The sequence below is a fragment of the Streptomyces armeniacus genome (genome assembly GCF_003355155.1).
In the GTDB taxonomy this organism is placed as follows: domain Bacteria; phylum Actinomycetota; class Actinomycetes; order Streptomycetales; family Streptomycetaceae; genus Streptomyces; species Streptomyces armeniacus.
In genome coordinates, this window is sequence record NZ_CP031320.1 from 448606 (window position 1) to 463495 (window position 14890).

The following is a 14890-nucleotide window of genomic DNA, read 5'->3' on the forward strand; positions in this document are numbered from 1 at the left end:
TACGGCGCCCGAACAGCCACGGTCAGCCCCGTGTCACGGTCGTCCGCCGCGCACACGCACATCATGGCCGAGGGCCGTCCTCAATCGCCGGACGGGCTTGAGGGGGCGAAGGCGCGTCCTCACCGAAAGGCAGGTCCGGAGCCAGGCCAACGGAATGGCGAAGGCGCTCAGCCCGATCCGGCGGATGTATGGGGGCGAAGGCTCACCAAAACCAGTCCGTCCGGCAGGCACCGGTCAGGCACGAGGGAGCGAACGCTCCCCTCCCGCGCAGAGCGCGGGCACAGGCGCGGGGAGGGCGATCAGGCGCGGCGCAAGTGGTCGCGGAGTGTGCGGGCCGCGCGGGCCATGAGGGACTCGGCCTCCGGCTGCTGTACGGCCGGCACGCGGGACTCGGTGAGGACGGCGATGCCGAACATCTGGCCGTCGGCGTGCTCCACGACACCCGCCTCGTGGCGCAGGTTGAGCAGCGTGCCCGTTTTCGACGACCAACTCGTGGCGTCCGAGCTGAAGTCGGGCGCCAGCCGGTGCCGCAGCACGTTCTGGCCCATCAGTTCGCGTACGCGCTCCGCGACGCCGGAGTCGATCTTCGAGGGGGTCCAGAGGGCCTGCAGCAGGTCGACGATGGCCCGTGCCGAGCCGGAGTTGCCGCGGGTGACGTCGAGTTGCGCCACCGGGTGCCCGCGTCCGGCGGTCCCGGCGCCGATGGCGAGGGAGTGGGCGAGATGGACCTCGTCGGCGTCGAAGCGTTCCGCGGGGGTCTCGCCGAGTTCGCGCATCGAGTGCCGTGCGGTGATGCCGTGCACCTCCCACTCGCGCAGCCGCCGTGCGACCTCTGCGGGCGGGGTCAGGCCGAACAGCAGGTCGGCCGCCACGTTGTCGCTGATCGACAGGCTCAGATAGAGCAGGTCGTCGACGGCGACACGGGCCGCGTGCCGGAACCTGCTGAGCCCTATCGGGCCGGGCGTGGAGATCGGGCTGGGCGGGATCTCCACGGGGGTGGCGCCGTCGAGTTCGCCGAGGCGTATGCGGTCGAGGGTGACGGCGGCCAGCGGCACCTTGACGAGCGAGGCGATGGGGAACTGCATGTCCGGTTCGAGACCGATCTCGTGCCCCGTACGGAGGTCCCGTACGAGCAGCGAACCCTGCAGCCCGCCGTCGTCGAGCTCCGCGCGTATCCCCCGGATCAGCGCTTCGGCGTTCATGATGGTCCCCCTTCCCGCGCTCGGTCCGCTTCCCGCGCTCGGTCCGCTTCCCGCGCTCGGTCCGCTTCCTGCGCCCGGTCCACGTCCGGGCGCCCCTCGCTCGTCGCTCCCAGACATTGTGCGATGCCGTCCCACAGTCGCGTACGAAGGCGTTCCGCGTCGTCGTCGAGGACGGCCGTGACGCCGAAGCCGCGGGCGAGCCGCAGTTCGCCCACCGGCCGCCAGTGCAGGCCGAGTTCGCGGGCTTGAGCCGTGGAGCAGAGCAGCAGGTCGGCCGAGCCGAAGACGTCGGCGGCGGCCGCCGTCAGCGAGTCGGCGACGGCGACCTGGGCGGGCTGCAGCCCCACCGCGTCGCGGACGCGCATGAGGCGGTCCCGTATGTGCGGTACGTCGTCCTCCGGCTGTATCCAGACGCGGCGGCGCGGCAGCCGCGCGTGCCTCCCGGGGCGCAGGGTCTCCAGGTGGACGGCGCCCGGGTGCAGCTTCGTGGCGCTGGCCACGCCCAGCGGTACGGTCCAGACCCCGTCCTCGGCGGGCGCCGCGGTAATGGCTGCGCGCACGTCGTGACCGCGTACGAGCTCGGCCCGGTCGCCCGGCGCGGCCCGCCGGAACTCGAGGAACATGTCGTACGCGCGCGCCTCCGCGTCGAGTTCGGCGAGCCCCCGCGTGGTGCAGATGTCCGGTACGGCCACGCGCAGCGGCCGCAGCCGGGCGCGTTTCGCGTCCTGCTCCATCGCGTCGGCCAGCCGTACGAGGCGCTGCGCCGACGGCAGCATGTCCCGGCCGAACGGGGTGAGGCTGGCGCGGCGGGCCGAGCGGTCGAACAGCCGCTCGCCGAGGTGCCGTTCGAGCGCGGCGACGCGGCGGCTGGCGACGGACTGGGGAATCCGCGCGGCCGCGGCACCGCGGGTGAAGCTGCCTGTCTCGCTCACGCTCACGAACGCTCTGCAGCCGCCGATGAGGTCCACGACCACATGGTATGCCGAACCGGCATCGAACCAGCCGGTTCTGTCTTGGACAGCATGGCCGGACCTCGCGAGGCTGAGGGCTGAAGGACGTCAATCGCTGACAATCGTCGTCACATGCTGACAAAGGGGATTCCTGTGCCCGATCCGCGTTTCCCACGTGCCACGCGAGCAGCCCTCGCCGCCCTCGTGCTCGTTCCGCTCGCCGGCTGCGGCACCGACGACGAGGCCGCTTCCCAGCCGGCCGCCGCGACGTCCGAGCGGGCGGCCGGGGCGGCGGAGGCGCAGCGGGAGTTCGGCCGTATCGAGGAGAAGTACGGGGCGCGGCTCGGCGTGTACGCCGTGGACACCCGTACGGGCCGCGAGCTCTCCTACCACGCCGACAACCGGTTCGCCTTCGCCTCCACCTTCAAGGCGCTCATCGCCGGCGCGCTCCTCCAGCGCGACTCCGTGAAGGAGCTGGAGAAGCGGGTCACGTACAAGCGGAGCGACCTCGTGCCGCACTCGCCGGTCACGGAGAAGCACGTCGAGTCGGGGATCACGGTGCGCGAGGCCATGGACGCCGCCGTGCGGTACAGCGACAACACCGCGGCGAACCTCCTCTTCCGCGAACTCGGCGGCCCGGACGAACTGCAGGCTGCGCTGCGCCGGCTCGGCGACGACACCACGCACTCGGACCGCGTCGAGCCGGAGCTCAACGAGACGAAGCCGGGCGACATCCGGGACACCAGCACGCCGCGGGCGATGGCCGGCAGCCTGCGGGCGTTCACCGTCGGCAAGGCGCTGCCCGAGGACAAGCGGAAGATCCTCACCACGATGATGCGGACCAACACCACCGGGTCGAAGCTCATCCAGGCGGGCGCGCCCAAGGGGTGGAAGGTCGGCGACAAGTCCGGCGCCGCGGACTACGGGACGCGCAACGACATCGCCGTCGTCTGGCCGCCCGGCCGCGCGCCGATCATGCTCGCGGTGATGTCGGACCGCAAGAGCAAGGACGCGGAGTACGACGACGCGCTCGTCGCCGACGCAGCGAAGGCAGCGTTCGATGTCTACAAGTGAGCGCCGGCCCGGCATACGGCTCCTCGGCCCGGTCTGCCTTCTCAACGGGGGCACGCCGGTGCCGGTGCGGGGCCAGCGGCAGATGCGGTTCCTGGCGGCGCTCGCGCTGAGCCCCGGGCACGTGGTCACCAACGAGGCATTCATCGAGGACTCCTGGGGTGCCGCTCCCCCGCGGACGGTGACGGGCCAGATCCAGACGACCGTGTGGAAGATCCGTACCGCGCTGGACGCGGCGGGCCTGCCCCGCGGCACCCTCGCCTCCCACGGCGCCGGCTACCGGCTGGACGTGCCCGCGGACAGCGTCGACGCCGCCGTCTTCCGGCGGCAGGCGCGGGAGGCACGCACGCTGTTCGCGGCGGGCTCCTTCCGGGAGGCCGGCGACCGGCTCGACAGGGCGCTCCGCCTCTGGCGGGGGCCTGCGCTCGCGGACGTCACCTCGGCGGGCCTCCGGCTGCGCGCGGAGGCGCTGGACCGGGAGCGCGCGGCGGCGGCCGAACTGCGGGCGCTGGTCGCGATAGAGCTGGGCTGCTACGACGAGGCCATCGCCGAACTCTCCGACCGCCTCGACCACGACCCGCTGCGCGAGGACCTCTACGGCGGGCTGATGCGCGCGTACTACCGTGCGGGCCGCCCGGCCGATTCGATACGGGTGTTCCGCCGCGCCGAGAGCGCCCTGCGTGAGCAGATCGGCGTGGCGCCCGGCCGGCCGCTGGTGTCCCTCATGCGCGGTGTGCTGCGGCGGGACGAGGAAATCCTCTGAGCGGGTATGCGCCCCGCCCCCCGTACGCCCGTGGAGAGCCCGCCCCCTCGCGGGCTCTCCGCCGGCCGTACGCCCCCGCGCGCTCACCCCAGGTTCTCCAGGAAGTCCGCCGCGACCGGCCCGGCGTCCGAGCCGCCCGAGCCGCCGTCGGCGAGGAGCACCGCCCAGGCCACGTTCCGCTCGCCCTGGTAGCCGATCATCCAGGCGTGCGTACGGGGCGGGGTCTCGTTGCCGAACTCGGCAGTGCCCGTCTTCGCGTGGGTCTCCCCTGGCGCGTCCTTCAGCTTCGAGGCGGCGCCGGTGGTGACGGCCTCGCGCATCATCGAGCGCAGGTCCTTCAGCACGCGGTCGTCCAGTGAGGCCCCGGTCTTGTGCCGGTCCTTCGCCGCCGCCGGTACGAGCACGGGCTGCCGGAACTCGCCCTGCTTGACCGTCGCCGCGACGGAGGCCATCACGAGCGGCGAGGCCTGCACCTTGCCCTGCCCGATGGTGGCCGCGGCCTTGTCGTTGTCGCTGGTGTTGACCGGGACGCTGCCGTCGTACGTGGTGGTGCCCGCGTCCCAGGTCGAGCCGATCCCGAACGCCTCGGCGGTGTCGTGCAGTGCGGAGGAGGAGAGCTTGCCGCGGGACGAGACGAAGAAGGTGTTGCAGGACTTGGCGAACGATTCGCGGAAGGTCGTGCCGGCGGGCAGCGTGAACTGGTCCTGGTTCTCGTAGCGCTGCCCGTCGACGTAGCTGAACTTCGGGCAGTCGGCCCGGTCCGCCGGGCTCATCCCGCCCTTCAGCAGCGCGGCGGCGGTCACCACCTTGAAGGTGGAGCCGGGCGGGTAGCGGCCGGCCAGCGCGCGGTTCATGCCGCCGGGCTTGTTGGCGGCGGCGAGTACGTGGCCGTTGCGCGGGTCGACGGCGACGATCGCCGCCTCCTTCGTCACCCCGTCCAGCGCTTCCGCGGCGGCCTTCTGGACTTCGGGGTCGATGGTGGTCTTGACGGGGCTGCCCTTCTTCCCGCCGCCCTTCTTCAGGGTCTTGACCGTGTTCCCGTTCGCGCGGTCCACGATCACCACGGACTTCTTCGCCCCGCCGGAGAGCTGCTTGTCGTACTCGGCCTCGAGTCCGGCGACGCCTTTCCCGGTCTTCTCGTCGACGGAGCCGACGAGGGACGCCGCCTCCAGTTCGGAGCCGGTCGCGTCGAGGACGGCGGCGCGGTCGCCCGCGGGGTCCAGGGCGAGGGTCGGCCCGGGGACCATCCTGGGGTGGATCATCGGGGTGCTGAAGAGCACCTCCCAGTTCCCCTCCTTCTTCTGCACCTTGGCCTGGGAGTCCCAGGAGTAGTCCCCGACGCCGGGAAGCTCCATCTCCACGGTGAACGGGAAACGCACGTCCGTGCCGGACCGCTTCTCGCCGTCCCCCAGGGAGATCTCCGTCCGCTCGGGCTTCAGGTTGCCGGTGACGGATTCGAGCAGTGATTCCGCGGTGTCGGGGGTGTCCGCGACCGCGGCGGCCTTCTTGGCGTCGCCCGCCTCCCACGCGTCGAGGAATGTCTGCAGCGGCTTCTGCGCCGCCGCGATCTGCGGGTCCTCGGGGCCGTCGCCGGACAGCCGGCCGTATCCCCAGAAGCCGGCCGCGGTGAGCACCAGTACGGCGGCGAGTGCCCCCAGCACGGTCCGGCGCCGGGAGCGGGGCGGTCTCGGCCCGTAGCTGTAGTCGTCATGGTCATAGTGCGCCATACGGCCGCACAGTAAGGGCTTCTTCTCTTCCGGCTCTCTTCATCCGGAGCGTGCCCCCCGGCGAATGCCCGCGGCGCGTTCTCCGCGACGGGATCCGGGGCAGGTTGTATGCCATGGACCGGCAGCGGCGGTACGTCGTCATCGGCGCGGGCATCGTCGGCACGGTGCTCGCGCACCGGCTCGCCACGGCGGGCGCGGCGGTCGCCCTGCTCGACCGGGACCGCCCGGGTCGGGGCACCAGCCGCTGGAGCTTCGCCTGGCTGAACTCCAACAACAAGACCCCGCGCGGCTACCACGACCTCACCGTCCACGGCATGGAGGCGTGGGCCCGGCTGGCGGCCGTGGCGGACGGCGGCGCGTGGTACCGCCCCGTGGGCAACCTGCGCTGGGCCGCCTGCGAGGACGGCCGCCGCGAACTGGCCGGACGGGTGGCGCGGCTGCGTGACTGGGGCTACGCCGCCCGTGTCACCGACCGCAGGGAGGTGGCACGGCTGGAGCCCGCGCTGGCGCTGCCAGCGGACGTCGCGGAGGTGGCCTGGTTCCCGGACGAGGGGTACGTGCTCACCGAGCCGCTGATCGACGGGCTGATCCGCCGCACGGTGGCCGCGGGCGCCGAGCTCCGTACCGCCGGGGCCGGGGAGGCGGTGGCGGCGGCGCGTACGCGTGACGGCGGCTGGTCGGTGACGACCGCCGACGGCGGCCGCGTCACGGGCGACGTCCTGGTGTGCTGCGCGGGCCGCTGGACGCCGGGCGTCAGCGGGCTGGCCGGGCGGCCGGTGCCGGTCGTCGAGCCGGAGTCGGCCGGTTCGGAGGCGCCGGGCCTGGCCGTACGGGTGGGCCCCGTCGCGGCGCCGCCCGTACGCGTCGCGCACACGCCGCTGGTGCACCTGCGGGCGCACGGCGCGGACACGGTGCATCTGGAGGCGGCGGACGCGGACGTCGACCTGCACACGCCGGAGGCGGAGCTGGACCGCTGGGCCGGCGTGCTGCTGGAGCGCGCCCGGCACGTCATGCCGTCCCTCGCCACGGCGCGTGTGCTGGAGCGGACGGTGTGCGTACGGCCGCTGCCCCTCGACGGGCTCCCGGCCGTCGGCCCGGCGGACGGAGCCGCGGTGGACGGCGGCCCCGCGGGCGGCAGCCCGTACGTGGTGGTCACCCACAGCGGCGTCACCCTCGCCGCGGGCCTGGCGGAGCTCGCCGGGCGGGAGCTGCTGGAGGACGTACGGGTGCCCGAGCTGGCGCCGTTCCGGCCGGGGCGGTTCGACTGACGTACGGGGCGGCGGGAACACGTCCGGTACGGCGGGAAGGCGGGCGTCCTCGTACGGCGGAAAGGGCGCGCGTACGGGTCTGGCACGCCGCACAGGACTGCCTTGACAAGGCCCCCGCGCACGCCTTATGCACGATTTATCAGGGATTTTGACGTCACCCACAGAGAGCCGCGGTGATCGAGCCGGCGGCGAGACCGGCACCGACCCGCCGGGGTCGCGCCGCGGCCGGCGAGGAGGGACCTGACATGGCACGCGCGGTCGGCATCGACCTCGGCACGACCAACTCGGTGGTCTGCGTGCTGGAGGGAGGCGAACCCTCCGTCATCGCGAACACGGAGGGCGCCCGCACCACACCCTCGGTCGTGGCCTTCGCCAAGGGCGGTGAACTGCTGGTCGGCGAGGTCGCCAAGCGCCAGTCGGTCACCAACGTGGAGCGCACCGTACGGTCCGTCAAGCGGCACATCGGCGAGGACGACTGGCGCTTCCCCGAGTCCGGCAGCATCGACGGAAAGCAGTACACGGCGCAGGAGATCTCCGCCCGCGTGCTGCAGAAGCTGAAGCGCGACGCCGAGGCGTACCTCGGTGAGGACGTCACGGACGCCGTGGTCACGGTGCCCGCGTACTTCAACGACTCCCAGCGCACCGCCACCAAGGAGGCCGGCGAGATCGCAGGCCTCAACGTGCTGCGGATCATCAACGAGCCCACGTCCGCGGCCCTCGCGTACGGCCTGGACGAGGAGAACGACCAGACCGTCCTCGTCTTCGACCTCGGCGGCGGCACCTTCGACGTGTCGCTGCTGGAGATCGGCGAGGGCGTCGTCGAGGTGAAGGCCACCTCGGGCGACACCGGGCTGGGCGGCGACGACTGGGACCAGCGGATCGTCGACCACCTGGTGAAGCAGTTCAAGAACGGCCACGGCATCGATCTGGCCAAGGACAAGATGGCGCTCCAGCGGCTGCGTGAGGCCGCGGAGAAGGCCAAGGTCGAGCTGTCCGCCGCGACCGAGACGACGATCAACCTGCCGTACGTCAGCGCCTCTCCGGAGGGTCCGCTGCATCTGGACGAGAGGCTGACCAGGGCGCAGTTCCAGCAGCTGACGCAGGATCTGCTGGACCGCTGCAAGGGCCCGTTCGAGCAGGCCGTACGGGACGCGGGGATCGAGGTCGCCAAGGTGGACCACGTCATCCTGGTCGGCGGCTCGACGCGGATGCCCGCGGTGACCGACCTGGTGCGGGACCTCACCGGCAAGGAGCCGCACAAGGGCGTCAACCCGGACGAGGTCGTCGCCATCGGTGCGGCGCTCCAGGCCGGCGTGCTCAAGGGCGAGGTCAAGGACGTCCTGCTGCTCGACGTCACCCCGTTGTCCCTCGGCATCGAGACCAAGGGCGGCATCATGACGAAGCTGATCGAGCGGAACACGACGATCCCCACGAAGCGCTCCGAGGTGTTCAGCACGGCGGAGGACAACCAGCCGTCCGTGGCGGTGCAGGCTTTCCAGGGCGAGCGGGAGATCGCCGCGTACAACAAGAAGCTCGGCATGTTCGAGCTGACCGGGCTGCCCCCGGCGCCGCGCGGAGTGCCGCAGATCGAGGTCACCTTCGACATCGACGCGAACGGCATCATGCACGTCGCCGCGAAGGACCTGGCCACCGACCGCGAGCAGCGCATGACCATCACCGGCGGCTCGGCCCTGCCGAAGGACGACATCGACCGCATGGTCTCCGACGCCGAGCGGCACGCGGACGAGGACCGCCGCAAGCGGGAGGCCGCCGAGACCCGCAACCACGCCGAGCAGCTCGCGTACCAGACCGAGAACCTGCTCCGGGAGAACGGCGACAAGGTCCCCGCGGACGCCAGGCAGGAGACCGAGTCCGCCCTGTCCGGCCTCAAGGAGCAGCTCAAGGCCGGCGAGAAGGCCGAGGCCGGGAGCGAGGACACCGCGGCCCTGCGCGCCGCCGCCGAGAAGGTCGCGGAGGCGAGCCAGAAGATCGGCTCGGCCCTCTATGCGCAGGCGCAGGAGCAGCGGCAGGGCGCGCAGGCCGGTACGCCGCCCGGTACGGAGGCGGGCGCCGGAGCCGGAGCAGGAGCGGCGGGCGGCCCGGAGGGCTCCGGCGGTGCCGCGGACTCCGGCGAGGAGGACGTCGTGGACGCCGAGATCGTGGACGAGGACGACAGCGACAGCGCGAAGGGAGGCGCCGCATGAACCACCCGCCGGCCGGCCACCGCTCCGGTGAAGGCCCGCGCCGCGGGCCGCTGCGGCCCGTGGCCGGTGCCCCGCGCGGCACCGGCTCCCTGCCGCGCGGTACGGCCCTGGCGGACACCCCGGACACCCCGGACACCCCCGGCACAGCGGACACGGCCGGTACGGCGGACACGGCGGCCGGTCGTCGCGACGCCGCCGGGCAGGGGGCCGAGGCGGAGGCGGCGCCCCGTACGTCCGGCGCACCCGCCGCCTCCGGCGATGCGGCGGTCGAGCGCGACGACTGCCTGGACGACCTGCGCCGGCTGAAGGCCGAGTACGACAACTACCGCAAGCGCGTGGAACGGGACCGGATCGCGCTGCGCGAGATCGCCGTGGCCAACGTGCTGCGGCGCTTCCTGCCCGCGCTGGACGCCGTCGCCCGCGCCCGCGAACACGGCGAGGTGTCGGGAGGCTTCGCGCAGGTCGCGGACCTGCTCGAGCAGGAGGCGGTCGCGCTGGGCATGCGGTCCTTCGGGACGCCCGGTGAGCCCTTCGACCCCCGGCGGCACGAGGCGCTCACCCACACGTACAGCGCGGACGTCGAACACGCCGTCTGCACCGAGGTGTTCCGCGCCGGCTACCGGGTCGGCGACCACCTGCTGCGTCCGGCCCAGGTCGCCGTCGGCGAACCGGCGCCACCGGAAGGCGACAGCGGCGACAGCGGCGGGACCGCTGACGGCGCCACCGACACGGAGAGGTGACGGGTGACATGCCGGGAGAGCCGTGTGTGCTCCTGAAGTACGGCGAACTGGCCCTCAAGGGCCGCAACAAGTGGCTGTTCGAGCGGCGCCTGCGGGACAACGTGCGCCGCGCCATGGCCGGTGCCGGCCGCCCCGTACGGCTGCGCGGGCGCCGGGGCGTGCTCGTCGTCTGCCCGGAACCGGCTCTGCCGGACGCGCCGGACGCACCCGCCCCGGCTGACGTACCGGACGCGGCGGACGCGCCGTGTCTCCCCGACGAGATCGTGGCGCGCGCCCAGCGCGTGATGGGCGTCAGCGTCGTCCAGCCCGCGCTGCGCGTGCCCAAGACGCCCGAGGCCGCCGCCGCGGCGGCCGTACATCTCGCGCGCACGCTCGGCGGCCCCGCCGCCTCCGCGCCGCCGAGCTTCGCCGTACGGGCCAGGCGGCGCGACAAGACGTTCCCGCTCACCTCGGACCGGCTCGCCGCGTACGTCGGCGAGTCGGTCCGTACGGAGCTGGGCTGGCCCGTCGATCTGGGCGGGCCGCGGGTGGCGATCACCGTCGAGGTCGACCGGCACGAGGTGTTCGTCGCCACGGAGCGGCTGCCCGGGCAGGGCGGTCTGCCCGTCGGCGCCAGCGGCCGGGCCCTGGTGCTGCTCTCCGGCGGCTTCGACTCGCCCGTGGCGGCCTACCGCGCCATGCGCCGCGGACTGCACTGCGAGTTCGTGCACTTCACGGGCGCCCCGTTCACCGGGCCCTCGTCCACGTACAAGGCGTACGCGCTGGCCAGGGAGCTCGGCCGGTTCCAGGGCGGCGCGCGGCTGCACACCGTCCCGATGGGCGAGGCGCAGCGCGCGCTGCGCACGGCGGGCGCCGGTGAGCTGCAGATCGTGGCGCAGCGGCGGCTGATGGTGCGTACGGCCGACCGGCTCGCCGAACGGCTCCGCGCGCAGGCCCTGGTGACGGGCGACAGCCTGGGGCAGGTGTCGAGCCAGACGCTGGCCAATCTCACGGCCGTCGCCGACGCCGCGCGACTGCCGCTGCTGCGCCCCCTGCTGGGCTGGGACAAGGCGGAGATCATGGCGGAGGCGGCGCGGATCGGCACGGCGGACATCTCCCGGCTGCACGACGAGGACTGCTGCTCCCTGCTCGTGCCGCCGCGCGTGACGACGCGGGCCGCGCCCGCCGCGCTGGCCCGGCTGGAGCGCCGGACGGACCCGGACGCCACCGTCGACCGGCTGCTCGCGCGCACCCGCGTACTGCTGCCGGAGGACACGCGCTCCGGAGCTACGGCCGGGGCAGACGCGACCGAGTCGGATGCGACCGCAGCGGGCAGCCCGTCCGTCGCGTGACCCGTGCCCCCGCCCGTACGCCGCTCAGCCCGGCATACGCAGCACCGCCGCGCCGTTCACGCGGCCCGCGGCGAGGTCGTCGAGTGCCGCGTCGGCGCGCTCGAAGTCGTACGGCGTGACCGTCGTACGCAGCCGGTGCGTGCCCGCCGCGGCGAGGAACTCCCGTCCGTCCCTGCGGGTGTTGGCGGTGACGCTGCGGAGGGTGCGCTCGCGGAACAGGTGGCGCTGGTAGTCCAGTTGCGGGATGGCGGAGAGGTGGATGCCGGCGATGCTCAGGGTGCCGCCGCCGTCCAGCGCCTCCAGCGCCACCGGCACGAGATCGCCCGCCGGTGCGAACAGCAGCGCCGCGTCCAGCGGTTCGGGCGGCCCCTCGTACGCGTCGCCCGCGGAGGCCGCGCCCAGTTCGAGCGCGAGCGCCTGGGCGGCGCGGGAGCGGGTGAGGACGTGGACGACGGCGCCCTCCGCGAGGGCGACCTGCGCGGTGAGGTGGGCGGAGGCGCCGAAGCCGTAGATGCCGAGCCGGCCGCCGGCGGGGAGGTCGGCGCGGCGCAGGGCGCGGTAGCCGATGATCCCGGCGCAGAGCAGCGGGGCCAGTTCCTCGTCGGAGTAGGCGGCGGGCAGTTCGTACGCGTACGGAGCGGGCACGGTGGCGTACTCCGCGTAGCCGCCGTGCGCGTCCCAGCCCGTGTAGGCGGACGAGAGGCACAGGTTCTCGCTGCCGCGCGCGCAGTACCGGCAGGTGCCGCAGGTCCTGCGCAGCCACGGGATGCCGACCCGGGTGCCGGCCGGCGGGCCCGGGGCCTGCGGCCCGGCGGCGACGACCTCGCCGACCGTCTCGTGGCCGGGCACGACGCGCTCCAGGCGTGGCGGCAGGTCGGCGTCGCGTACGTGCAGGTCCGTACGGCACACGCCGCACGCGCGCACCCGTACGAGCAGTTCGTCGGGCGCGGGCTGCGGGACGGGCAGTTCGGCGCGCTCCAGCGCGCCGGGGCGGGCGGCGGGCGCCACCCAGGCCCGCATCGTCGCGGGCAGCCCGCCCGCCGGTCCGGTGTCCCTCACGCGCCACCTCCGTCGCGTACGGCGCCCCGCGGCGGGCCGGCCCGGCGCGTCGGCCGGGTAACGCACCGGAAATCCACCGGAAACGCGCCACTACTAGCGTGCACCTCCGTCACCGGTACCCGCACGGGTGCGGGCGAGCCGGCGGGAACGGAGAGGCGGAGGCCGTGCAACTCACACCGCACGAGCAGGAACGGCTGCTCATCCACGTGGCCGCCGACGTCGCCGCCCGGCGCCGCGACCGGGGGCTGCGGCTCAACCACCCGGAGGCGGTGGCGCTCATCACCGCGCACCTGCTGGAGGGCGCGCGCGACGGCCGTACGGTCGCCGAGCTGATGGCCTCCGGGCGCACCGTGCTCACCCGCGAGGACGTCATGGACGGCGTCCCCGAGATGATCCACGACGTGCAGGTCGAAGCCACCTTCCCGGACGGCACGAAGCTCGTGACCGTCCACGACCCGATCGTGTGAGAGGCGGCGTGACCGGCCGTATGACTCCCGGAGAGATCCTGTACGCGGAGCCGCCCGTGGCGCTCAACGAGGGCCGCCCGGTGACCCGTCTGACCGTACGCAACACCGCCGACAGGCCCGTACAGGTCGGCTCCCACTACCACTTCGCCGAGGCCAACCCCGGCCTCGGCTTCGACCGCGCCGCCGCCCACGGCCTGCGGCTGAACATCGCGGCCGGCACCGCCGTACGGTTCGAGCCGGGCATTCCCGCCGAGGTGGAGCTCGTACCGCTGGCCGGCAGCCGTACGGTGCACGGGCTGCGCGGCGAGACGGGAGGCGCGCTCGATGGCTGAGCTGTCCCGCGCCGAACCGTCCCGCGCTGACCTGTCCCGCGCCGAACCGTCCCGCGCCGAGCTGTCCCGCGCCGCGTACGCCGACCTGTTCGGGCCGACCACGGGCGACCGGATCCGGCTCGGCGACACCGATCTGCTGGCCGAGATCGAGGAGGACCGCTGCGGCGGCCCCGGACGCGCCGGCGACGAGGCGGTGTTCGGCGGCGGCAAGGTGATCCGCGAGTCGATGGGCCAGTCCCGCGTGACGCGTGCCGAGGGCGCGCCGGACACCGTCGTCACCGGCGCCGTGGTGATCGACCACTGGGGCGTCGTGAAGGCCGACGTCGGCATACGGGACGGGCGGATCACCGCGCTCGGCAAGGCCGGCAACCCGGACACCATGGACGGCGTCGGCCCCGGGCTCGTCATCGGGCCCGAGACGGAGGTCGTCGCGGGCAACGGCCGCATCCTCACCGCCGGCGCCATCGACGCGCACGTCCACTTCATCTCCCCCGGACTGATCGACGAGGCCCTGGCCTCCGGTGTCACCACGCTGATCGGCGGCGGCACCGGCCCGGCCGAGGGCAGCAAGGCGACGACCGTCACGCCGGGCGCGTGGCATCTGGCCCGGATGTTCGACGCGCTGGAGTCCAGCCCGGTGAATGTCGGATTCCTCGGCAAGGGCAACACCGTGAACGCCGCGTCCCTGCACGCCCAACTGCGGGCCGGCGCCCTCGGGTTCAAGATCCACGAGGACTGGGGTGCCACCCCCGCCGTCATCGACGCCTGCCTGGACGTGTGCGAGGAGACCGGCGCCCAGCTGTCCGTCCACACGGACACGCTGAACGAGGCCGGGTTCGTCGCGGACACCTTCGCGGCGGTCGGCGGCCGTACGCTGCACGCGTTCCACGTCGAGGGGGCAGGCGGCGGGCACGCGCCGGACATGCTCACGGCGGTGTCGATGCCCAACGTGCTGCCCAGCTCCACCAATCCGACCCGGCCGCACACCGTCAACACCGTCGACGAGCACCTCGACATGCTGATGGTCTGCCACCACCTCAACCCCGGGGTGCCGGAGGACCTCGCCTTCGCGGAGTCCCGTATCCGGCCGACGACGATCGCCGCCGAGGACGTCCTGCACGACCTCGGCGCCATCTCGATGATGTCGTCCGACTCGCAGGCGATGGGCCGCGCGGGCGAGGTCGTGCTGCGTACGTGGCAGACCGCGCACGTGATGAAGCGCAGGCGCGGCCCGCTGCCCGGCGACACGCGCGCCGACAACCGGCGGATCCGGCGCTACGTCGCGAAGTACACCCTCAACCCCGCCGTCGCGCAGGGCGTCGACCACGAGATCGGCTCCGTCGAGCCGGGCAAGCTCGCCGACCTGGTGCTGTGGGAGCCGGCGTTCTTCGGGGTGAAGCCGTACGCCGTGCTCAAGGGCGGCCAGATCGCGTACGCGCAGGCGGGCGACGCCAGCGCGTCCATCCCGACGCCGCAACCCGTCCTGGCGCGGCGGATGTTCGGCGGATACGGCCGGGCGCCCGCCGCCGTCTCGCTCGGCTTCGTGGCCCCGACGGCGCTGGAGGACGGGCTGCCCGAACGGCTCGGGCTCGGCCGCCGCCTGGTGGCGGCCCGCTCCACGCGCGGGCTCGGCAAGGCGGACATGCGCGAGAACGACGCCCTGCCGCGCGTCGAGGTGACGCCGGACAGCTTCGCCGTCACCGTCGACGGGGAGCTCGTCGAGCCCGAACCGGCCGCCGAACTGCCGCTCGCGCAGCGCTACTTCCTCTTCTGACG

Annotated in this window: 13 protein-coding genes; 9 read left to right on the top strand and 4 right to left on the bottom strand. The window is 73.6% G+C overall.

Annotated features, from left to right (window positions below):
- Positions 1-299 precede the first annotated feature (299 nt).
- Complete coding sequence (locus tag DVA86_RS01955; protein ID WP_208875207.1) at positions 300-1202, bottom strand: serine hydrolase; 903 nt, start codon at positions 1200-1202, stop codon at positions 300-302.
- On the bottom strand, positions 1199-2170 hold the full coding sequence (locus DVA86_RS01960; protein WP_208875208.1) for a LysR family transcriptional regulator: 972 nt from the start codon (positions 2168-2170) through the stop codon (positions 1199-1201). The genes DVA86_RS01955 and DVA86_RS01960 overlap by 4 nt, the downstream gene beginning before the upstream one ends.
- A 114-nt stretch (positions 2171-2284) precedes the next feature.
- On the opposite strand from DVA86_RS01960, the gene bla reads away from it, so the two are divergent.
- Together bla and DVA86_RS01970 are read left to right on the top strand one after the other, a co-directional pair.
- A complete protein-coding gene (gene bla / locus DVA86_RS01965) occupies positions 2285-3226 on the top strand; it encodes a class A beta-lactamase (protein WP_208875212.1) in 942 nt (313 codons plus the stop codon).
- Positions 3213-3986, top strand: coding sequence for an AfsR/SARP family transcriptional regulator (locus DVA86_RS01970; RefSeq protein ID WP_208875214.1), 774 nt, complete (start codon positions 3213-3215; stop codon positions 3984-3986). Before bla ends, DVA86_RS01970 begins: the two co-directional genes overlap by 14 nt.
- Before the next feature lie 83 nt (positions 3987-4069).
- Here the strand turns inward: DVA86_RS01970 and DVA86_RS01975 are convergent, their stop codons facing one another.
- Positions 4070-5713, bottom strand: coding sequence for a penicillin-binding transpeptidase domain-containing protein (locus DVA86_RS01975; RefSeq protein ID WP_208875215.1), 1644 nt, complete (start codon positions 5711-5713; stop codon positions 4070-4072).
- A 113-nt stretch (positions 5714-5826) separates the two neighbouring features.
- Between DVA86_RS01975 and DVA86_RS01980 the strand changes: the two genes are divergently transcribed.
- The 4 genes from DVA86_RS01980 to thiI all read left to right on the top strand — a co-directional run bounded on the left by DVA86_RS01980 (position 5827) and on the right by thiI (position 11256).
- Positions 5827-6981, top strand: a complete 1155-nt coding sequence (locus tag DVA86_RS01980) for an NAD(P)/FAD-dependent oxidoreductase (protein WP_208875217.1) — start codon at positions 5827-5829, stop codon at positions 6979-6981.
- Between the two features lie 245 nt (positions 6982-7226).
- Positions 7227-9185, top strand: a complete 1959-nt coding sequence (gene dnaK, locus DVA86_RS01985) for a molecular chaperone DnaK (protein ID WP_208875218.1) — start codon at positions 7227-7229, stop codon at positions 9183-9185.
- Positions 9182-9925 (top strand): nucleotide exchange factor GrpE, encoded by a 744-nt coding sequence (gene grpE / locus DVA86_RS01990; RefSeq protein WP_208875220.1) that lies wholly within the window; start codon positions 9182-9184, stop codon positions 9923-9925. Before dnaK ends, grpE begins: the two co-directional genes overlap by 4 nt.
- Positions 9926-9933: 8 nt before the next feature.
- Positions 9934-11256 (top strand): tRNA uracil 4-sulfurtransferase ThiI, encoded by a 1323-nt coding sequence (thiI, locus tag DVA86_RS01995; protein ID WP_208875221.1) that lies wholly within the window; start codon positions 9934-9936, stop codon positions 11254-11256.
- Between the two features lie 24 nt (positions 11257-11280).
- Here the strand turns inward: thiI and DVA86_RS02000 are convergent, their stop codons facing one another.
- The gene (locus DVA86_RS02000; protein WP_208884305.1) at positions 11281-12276 is read right to left on the bottom strand and encodes a zinc-binding alcohol dehydrogenase family protein; all 996 of its coding nucleotides are present in this window, start codon (positions 12274-12276) and stop codon (positions 11281-11283) included.
- Between the two features lie 203 nt (positions 12277-12479).
- Here DVA86_RS02000 and DVA86_RS02005 point away from each other — a divergent pair, with 203 nt between their 5' ends.
- Genes DVA86_RS02005 through DVA86_RS02015 form a run of 3 tightly spaced genes read left to right on the top strand, consistent with a single transcriptional unit; the run spans position 12480 to position 14888 of the window.
- Positions 12480-12782, top strand: a complete 303-nt coding sequence (locus tag DVA86_RS02005) for an urease subunit gamma (RefSeq protein WP_208875223.1) — start codon at positions 12480-12482, stop codon at positions 12780-12782.
- Between the two features lie 20 nt (positions 12783-12802).
- Positions 12803-13114, top strand: a complete 312-nt coding sequence (locus DVA86_RS02010) for an urease subunit beta (protein ID WP_208875224.1) — start codon at positions 12803-12805, stop codon at positions 13112-13114.
- Positions 13107-14888: an urease subunit alpha gene (locus DVA86_RS02015; protein WP_208875228.1), complete on the top strand. Its 1782-nt coding sequence runs from the start codon at positions 13107-13109 to the stop codon at positions 14886-14888. Before DVA86_RS02010 ends, DVA86_RS02015 begins: the two co-directional genes overlap by 8 nt.
- Positions 14889-14890 lie beyond the last annotated feature (2 nt).